The 5744-nt window shown below is 68.1% G+C and carries 7 protein-coding genes; all 7 read right to left on the bottom strand.

Features of this window, described 5'->3' with window-relative positions:
• Positions 1-1048, bottom strand: a 1048-nt coding sequence (gene ccoG, locus ACXJKR_RS22495; RefSeq protein ID WP_457324693.1) for a cytochrome c oxidase accessory protein CcoG, incomplete at its 3' end; no start/stop codon positions are given.
• 5 nt (positions 1049-1053) lie between these two features.
• Positions 1054-1971, bottom strand: coding sequence for a cytochrome-c oxidase, cbb3-type subunit III (ccoP, locus tag ACXJKR_RS22490; protein WP_056197780.1), 918 nt, complete (start codon positions 1969-1971; stop codon positions 1054-1056).
• Positions 1968-2099, bottom strand: coding sequence for a cbb3-type cytochrome oxidase subunit 3 (locus ACXJKR_RS22485; protein ID WP_056197782.1), 132 nt, complete (start codon positions 2097-2099; stop codon positions 1968-1970). The genes ccoP and ACXJKR_RS22485 overlap by 4 nt, the downstream gene beginning before the upstream one ends.
• 12 nt (positions 2100-2111) lie before the next feature.
• Positions 2112-2735, bottom strand: coding sequence for a cytochrome-c oxidase, cbb3-type subunit II (gene ccoO / locus ACXJKR_RS22480; protein WP_457324692.1), 624 nt, complete (start codon positions 2733-2735; stop codon positions 2112-2114).
• A 170-nt stretch (positions 2736-2905) separates the two neighbouring features.
• A complete protein-coding gene (gene ccoN / locus ACXJKR_RS22475; RefSeq protein WP_457324691.1) occupies positions 2906-4354 on the bottom strand; it encodes a cytochrome-c oxidase, cbb3-type subunit I in 1449 nt (482 codons plus the stop codon).
• A 46-nt stretch (positions 4355-4400) separates the two neighbouring features.
• Complete coding sequence (ccoS, locus tag ACXJKR_RS22470; protein WP_056197788.1) at positions 4401-4550, bottom strand: cbb3-type cytochrome oxidase assembly protein CcoS; 150 nt, start codon at positions 4548-4550, stop codon at positions 4401-4403.
• Positions 4550-5744: heavy metal translocating P-type ATPase (locus ACXJKR_RS22465; RefSeq protein WP_457324690.1), on the bottom strand; the 1195-nt coding region annotated here is incomplete at its 5' end. The genes ACXJKR_RS22465 and ccoS, both read right to left, overlap by 1 nt.

Raw genomic sequence — 5744 nt, 5'->3', positions numbered from 1 at the left:
CGGCGGTGTAGATCAGCACGCGCGGGCGCAGCACGTGCTGCCAGCGCTGCGCGCGCGTCAGGCGCTGCTCCAGGCCGTTCTCGGTGTCATAGCGGATGAGGCCACGCGCGGTGCCCATCTTGTCCATGACGCCGTTGCAGACGTCGATGCAGGCCGCGCAGCCGATGCATTCGTACTGCAGGCCGTCGCGGATGTCGATGCCGGTCGGGCAGACCTGCACGCACAGGTTGCAGTCGATGCAGTCCCCCACGGGAGCGGCGGCGCTGCGCACCTCGCCCTTCTTGCCGCGCTGCGCGTTCTTGCCGCGCGGCTCGCCGCGCTCCGGGTCATAGCTGACGATCAGCGTGTCGCGGTCGAACATCGCGCTCTGGAAGCGCGCGTACGGGCACATGTACTTGCAGACCTGCTCGCGCATGTAGCCGGCGTTGCCGTAGGTGGCGAAGCCGTAGAACAGCACCCAGAAGGTTTCCCACGGTCCCATGCCGAACGCGAGGACCTCGCGCGCCAGTGTCTGGATGGGCGTGAAGTAGCCAACGAAGGTGAAGCCGGTCCACAGGCCCAGCGCGATCCAGGCGGACTGCTTGCCCGCCTTGCGCCAGAGCTTGGTCCAGGACCACGGCGCCTTTTGCAGCCGCAGCCGCGCGTTGCGGTCGCCCTCGAACCAGCGCTCGATGAGCATGAACAGCTCGGTGTAGACCGTCTGTGGGCAGGCGTAGCCGCACCACAGGCGCCCGGCCACGGCGGTGAACAGGAAGAGCGCGTAGGCCGAGATCATCAGCAAGCCCGTGAGGTACACGAAGTCCTGCGGATACAGCACCAGGCCGAAGATGTAGAAGCGCCGCGAGCCCAGGTCGAAGAGCACGGCCTGCCTCTCGCCCCAACTGAGCCAGGGCAGGCCGTAGAACACGAGTTGGGTCAGCGCGACGATGGCCCAGCGCCAGCGGGCGTAGAAGCCGTCCACCGACCGCGGGTGGATCTTGTCCTCCGACTTGTAGAGGCGGATGACTTGGACGGCATCGCCCGGACCGGGCGCGGAGGGAACAGGCATGGGACTCAGGGGGAAGCGATGACGCCTTGCGACTGCGACAGACCCCAGACATAGGACGCAAGCACGCGGATCTGCTCGGGCGTCAGCCGCTCGCCATGGGCCGGCATCACGTTGTGCTTGCCGTTGTTGACCATGGCCGTGACGGCTTCCTCACCCCAGCCATGCAGCCAGACCTTGTCGCTCAGGTTGGGCGCCCCCAGGGCCGGGTTGCCCTGGCCGCCGGGGCCGTGGCAGGCCGCGCAGGCGGTGAACTTGGGCTTGCCGAGCTGGGCGTAGAGCGCGTTGTGCGGGCTGCCCGACAGCGACAGCACGTAGTGGGCGACGTTGCGCACATCCTCCGCCGCGCCCACTGCCGGGGCCATCACGGGCATGTTGCCCTCGCGGCCCTTGGTGATGGTCTCGGTGATGGTTTCGGGCGAGCCGCCCCACAGCCAGTCGGTGTCGGTCAGGTTGGGGAAGCCCTTGGAACCCTTGGCGTCGGCGCCGTGGCACTGCGCGCAGTTGTTGGCGAACAGCCGCTCGCCAATGGCGTGGGCCTTGGGATCCTTGGCGAGTTGCTCCGGGGTCTTGTCGGCGAAGGCGGCATAGACCGGCGCCATGGTGGCGCGCGCCTGTGCCAGGTCGTTGGCGTGCTCGCCCAGGCTCGTCCAACCCAGCTTGCCGGCCTGGTTGCCCAGCCCTGGATAGAGCGCCAGGTAGATGCCGGAGAAGACGATGGTCAGCACGAACAGGCCCATCCACCAGGCCGGCAGCGGGTTGTTGAGTTCGCGCAGATCCTCGTCCCAGACGTGGCCCGTCGTGTTGTCCGAGGCCATCACCTGGCGGCGGCTGGCGATGATGAGCAGAATGCCGCAGAAGATGAGGCCGCCAATGGTGCCAATGGCGATGAAGAGGGACCAGCCGCCGTTGAAGAAGTCGCTCATTGCTCATCTCCTTCGAGGGGCAGGCGGGCGGCGTCGTCGAAGCGGCCGCGCCAGGCCCAGGCGATGATGCCGAGGAAGACGGCCAGCGACACGAGAGTCACGGCCACACGGAGTTCGTTGATGCCCATGGTGCGGGCTCCTTACTTGTTCGCGGTGCCAAGCACCTGCAGATAGGCCACCAGCGCGTCGAGCTCGGTCTTGCCCGTCACGTCCTGGGAGGAGGCCTTCACCTCCGCCTCGGTGTAGGGCACGCCCAGCATGCGCATCGCCGCGAGGCGCGCCGGCATGCCGGCTGCGTCCACCGGTGCATTTACCAGCCAGGGGTAGGCCGGCATGTTGGACTCGGRCACCAGGTCGCGTGGGTTGTTCAGGTGGATGCGGTGCCAGTCGTCGCTGTACTTGGCGCCGACGCGATGCAGGTCGGGCCCGGTGCGCTTGCTGCCCCACTGGAAGGGGTGGTCATAGACGAACTCGCCCGCCGTGGAGTACTTGCCATAACGCAGCGTCTCGGCGGCAAGCGGGCGGATCATCTGCGAGTGGCAGTTGTAGCAACCCTCGCGCAGATAGATGTCGCGGCCGGCCAGCTGCAGCGCCGTGTAGGGCTTGAGGCCGGGCGCGGCCTCGGTGGTGGAGCGCTGGAAGAACAGCGGCACGATCTCGACGACGCCGCCAACCAGCACGGTCAGCAGCACCAGCACGATCATCAGCAGGTTGCTGGTCTCGATGCGCTGGTGGCCGGAGACGGATGAAGTTTGTGTGCTCATGTCATTTGCTCCGCCGCGTGTAGCGGCGCTTGAAATTTGCGGGCCGAGCGCCGGGCCGCTCCCAAGCCGGCCCGCGTTGGGCGACGTACCTGCCGGTCGAACCGGCAGGTATCGCCGTCCCCGCGGGGGACCGGCCAACGTACTCGTTGGACGAGGGGCTGCATGTCAGTTCAGGCGTGAGCCAGCGCAGGCACAGGGATGCGCACGGCCTGGGTACGGCCGGCCTGCACGGTCTTGATGACGTTCCAGCTCATGACCAGCATGCCGCCGAGGTAGAGCAGGCCGCCGCTGAGGCGGATCACGTAGAAGGGCCAGGTCGCCTTGACGCTTTCGACGAAGGTGTAGACCAGGGTGCCGTCGGGGTTGACCGCGCGCCACATCAGGCCCTGCATGACGCCGGCAATCCACATCGCGGCGATGTAGAGCACGATGCCCAGCGTCGCGATCCAGAAGTGCAGTTCGATGGCACTCTTGGAGTACATCTGCGTGCGGCCGAACATGCGCGGGATCAGGTGGTAGAGCGAGCCCATCGAGATGAGGCCCACCCAGCCCAGGGCGCCGCTGTGCACGTGGCCCACCGTCCAGTCGGTGTAGTGCGACAGCGCGTTGACGGTCTTGATGGACATCATCGGCCCCTCGAAGGTCGACATGCCGTAGAACGACAGCGCGACGATGAGGAACTTCAGGATGGGGTCGTCACGCAGCTTGTGCCAGGCACCCGACAACGTCATGACGCCGTTGATCATGCCGCCCCAGCTCGGCGCCAGCAGCACCAGGCTGAAGATCATGCCGACGCTCTGCGCCCAGTCCGGCAGCGCTGTGTAGTGCAGGTGGTGCGGGCCCGCCCACATGTAGGTGAAGATCAGCGCCCAGAAGTGGACGATGGACAGGCGGTAGCTGTAGACGGGGCGCTCGGCCTGCTTGGGGATGTAGTAGTACATCATCCCGAGGAAGCCCGCGGTCAGGAAGAAGCCCACCGCGTTATGGCCGTACCACCACTGCACCATCGCGTCCTGCACGCCGGCGTAGGCCGAATAGCTTTTCCAGAAGCTGACCGGGATCACCGCGCCGTTGACGAGGTGCAGCAGGGCCACAGCGAGGATGAAGGCACCGAAGAACCAGTTGGCCACGTAGATGTGACGGATCTTGCGGCGCCCCACGGTGCCGAAGAACACGATGGCGTAGGACACCCAGGCAATGGTGATCAGCACGCCGATGGGCCATTCCAGCTCGGCATATTCCTTGCCGCGTGTGAAGCCCAGCGGCAGCGTGATGGCCGCAGCCACGATGACCAGCTGCCAGCACCAGAAGTGAAACCACGCCAGGCCCGGCGCGAACAGGCGGGTCTGGCCGGTGCGCTGCACGACGTGGTAGCTGGTCGCCATCAGTGCGCAGCCACCGAACGCGAAAATGACCGCGTTGGTATGCAGGGGCCGCAGCCGCCCGTAGCTCAACCAGGGGATGCCTGCGCCGAGATCGGGCCAGGCCAGCTGCGCCGCAATGATGACGCCCACGAGCATCCCCACCACGCCCCACAGAACGGCGGCCAGCGCAAATGCGCGTACCGGTCCGTCTTCGTATACCGCCCCAGTGGTGGCCAGCGCCTTTTCGTTCGCCATCGCGACTCCTTCAGTCTGATGCAAACGATTCTTCGCGCGGGGGCTCCTAGACGCCTTGATCCTCGTCAAGCAGGATGCGTTCAGCCTCGTGTTCGAAGCCGTCCAGTTGCCCGGAGTGCACAGCCCAGCCGAACACCGCCACGATGAGCAGCACCAGCACGACCGAGAAGGGGATGAGGAGATACAGGATGTCCATCAGCGCGCCAATCTCTGGGCATTGAGCACGACGAACAGCGAACTCGCTGCCATGCCCAGGCCCGCCGCCAGCGGCGGCAGCCAGCCGCTCAGCGCCAGCGGCACGCAGGCCAGGTTGTAGAGCGCCGCCCAGGCGAGGTTCTGGCGCAGCACGCGGCGCGTCCTGTGCGCCAGCGCGAGCGCCTGCGGGATCGCCATCAGCTGGTTGGACACCAGCAGCGCATCTGCGGCACCGCGCGCCAGCATGGCGCCCTGCCCCATGGCGATGCGCACGTCCGCCGCGGCCAGCACCGGCGCGTCGTTGATGCCGTCGCCGACCATCAACACGCGCTCGCCGCGCGCCTGCCAGTCACGCAGCGCAGCAAGCTTGGACTCGGGCGTGGCGCCCGCGCGCCAGTGGGCAATGTCCAGCAACGCCGCCATGCGCGCGACCGCCGCCGGCTGGTCGCCCGATAGCAGGCGCACGCGCCTGCCCTGAGCGCGCAAGGCCTTGATCGTTGCCGCGGCATCGGCGCGTGGCGCCTCGGCAAGGTCCAGCCACAGCACGCAGTCGCCGCAGCCCACGGGGCCGAACGCCAGCCGCGCGGCCGGGTCGGGCCGCGCGCTGACCCAGGCCGGCGCACCCAGGCGCCAGACCCGGCCGGTCGCATCACGCGCCTCCACGCCGCGGCCGGCAACTTCGCGCACGTCCGCCCAGCTGCCGGCACTTCCGTCGGCCAGCGCCTGCGCCACCGGGTGGCGCGACAGCCCGGCCAGGCTGCGGGCGACGTTCAGCAGCGCGTCGGCATCGGCGCCCTGGGCCCAGTGGCGACGCAGCTGCAGCCGGTCCTCGCTGAGCGTGCCGGTCTTGTCGAAGACGACGGTGTCGATGGCGCACAGCCGTTCCAGCGCCGCCAGGTCCGTCAGCAGCAACCCGCGCCGAGCAAGCGCGCCGCTGGCCGCGAGCCAGGCCGCAGGCGCGGCCAGGGTCAGCGCGCATGGGCAGGTGACGATCAGCACGGCCACGGCCACTGCGATGGCGCGTGAAGGATCCAGCCACCACCAGCCGACGCCCGCCAGCAGCGCCAGCAGCAGCACGACCGCCGTGAAGCCCGCGGCGACGCGGTCCAGCACGCCGTTGACAAAAGGCCGCTGGCTCTGGGCCTGCTGCATCAATCGCACGATGCCCTGCGCCGTCGCGTCTGCACCCACGCGC

This window comes from Roseateles sp. P5_E11, assembly GCF_054049355.1.
The sequence above is the reverse complement of the archived record's forward strand: the minus strand, read 5'-3'. Positions and strand labels throughout refer to the sequence as shown.

Excerpts from the sequence above, each read along its gene's own strand:
- ccoP (WP_056197780.1), bottom strand. The coding sequence starts at position 1,971 with ATGAGCGACTTCTTCAACGGCGGCTGGTCCCTCTTCATCGCCATTGGC.
- ccoN (WP_457324691.1), bottom strand. The coding sequence starts at position 4,354 with ATGGCGAACGAAAAGGCGCTGGCCACCACTGGGGCGGTATACGAAGAC.
- ACXJKR_RS22485 (WP_056197782.1), bottom strand. The coding sequence starts at position 2,099 with ATGGGCATCAACGAACTCCGTGTGGCCGTGACTCTCGTGTCGCTGGCC.
- ccoS (WP_056197788.1), bottom strand. The coding sequence starts at position 4,550 with ATGGACATCCTGTATCTCCTCATCCCCTTCTCGGTCGTGCTGGTGCTG.